This window comes from Alteromonas sp. G4i13 (assembly GCF_054960505.1).
The window spans coordinates 1-1300 of record NZ_JBHNYX010000101.1; the positions used below are offsets into that span (position 1 = coordinate 1).

General features: G+C 46.2%; 1 protein-coding gene. It reads left to right on the plus strand.

All coding sequences use genetic code 11. The features are described 5' to 3' along the window. The first annotated feature begins 76 nt into the window (after positions 1 to 76). Positions 77 to 1270 (plus strand): ISL3 family transposase, encoded by a 1194-nt coding sequence (locus ACFI6J_RS21445; RefSeq protein ID WP_416022186.1) that lies wholly within the window; start codon positions 77 to 79, stop codon positions 1268 to 1270. The last annotated feature ends 30 nt before the right edge of the window (positions 1271 to 1300 follow it).

Below are 1300 nucleotides of genomic sequence, written 5' to 3' on the forward strand. Positions count from 1 at the left end.
GGCTCTTCATCATTAACGGGGGACATCCGCATTCATTAAACTGATTTTGCGAAGAATCATTTAATGGAGAGTACAGATGTCCCACGCAGGTACTATTTTAGGCATAAGTGAGTTAGAAATTGAACGTGTTCATCGACATGATTTTATTGAAGTGTGGGCAAAGCCTACTAAAAAGCCACTATGCAAGCATTGCGAGAGTCGACATTTACGCATAAAAGCCACACATAAGCGCACTGTAAAGCACACGCGTCAAGGTAATCAGGTGCTAACGCTACATTTAAAGGTGCCTAAATATCATTGTCGGTGCTGTGGCCGTTATTTCAGGCATCCTTTTGTTGGGATCCGGCCACGCTACCGGGCGTCGGAGTGCTTTCGCTTGGAAGTCTTTGAGGCGCACCACGGCGGTGTTACGCAGCGTGGTATCTCACGCACACATCGCATTAGTCCGACTACGGTAGAGCGTTGGTACCAATCTCACATCAGCCAAAAATATAAAGAGATTATCAGTCGCCCCTGTCCCGAGATGTTAGGCATAGACGAACACTTTTTCACGCGCAAAAAGGGCTACGCCACTACGTTAGTGGATTTACGTAACCGCAGCGTTTTTGATGTGAAGCTGGGGCGTTCTGAGCTGAGCTTGCGCAGCTATCTACGTCATTTACCTGGTAAAGAAAACGTGCGACTCATCGCTATGGATTTGTCCGAAACGTATCGCAGCATTGCTAACAAGTATTTTCCTAACGCGACAATCGTCGCTGACCGCTTTCATGTCGTGCGATTGATAAACCATCATTTTTTGAAAGCATGGCAAATACAGCACCCCGAGGGACGAAAGAACCGTGGCTTACTGAGTTTAATGCGGCGGCATCAATGGCGACTGAACGAAGATAACAGAGCAAACTTGGACCGTTACTTGGCGAACTACCCCGTCCTACGCGCATTGTATATAACGAAACAAAGGCTTATCCGTTTCGTGCTGATGAAAACGATGAACCAAAATCGGATGGAGAAGAAATTACCTCAATTCTTAGAGTTACTCGCACAGCTGCATCAAAGCCCACTTAAAGCCTTAGCGAAGACACTGACATCCTGGTTACAACCAATAGTGGCCATGTGGCGCTTTACACGAAACAACGGGATCACTGAAGGCTTCCACAACAAAATGGAAATGATATCGAGAAGAGCGTATGGTTTTAGAAACTTTGAAAATTATCGAATAAGAGTGATGACCCATTGTGGATGGGATGGTGTTATCAATCGTGTAAGGTGAATGCTGATCCCCCGTTTATGGGGTAGAGCC

Excerpts from the sequence above, each read along its gene's own strand:
- ACFI6J_RS21445 (WP_416022186.1), top strand. The coding sequence starts at position 77 with ATGTCCCACGCAGGTACTATTTTAGGCATAAGTGAGTTAGAAATTGAA.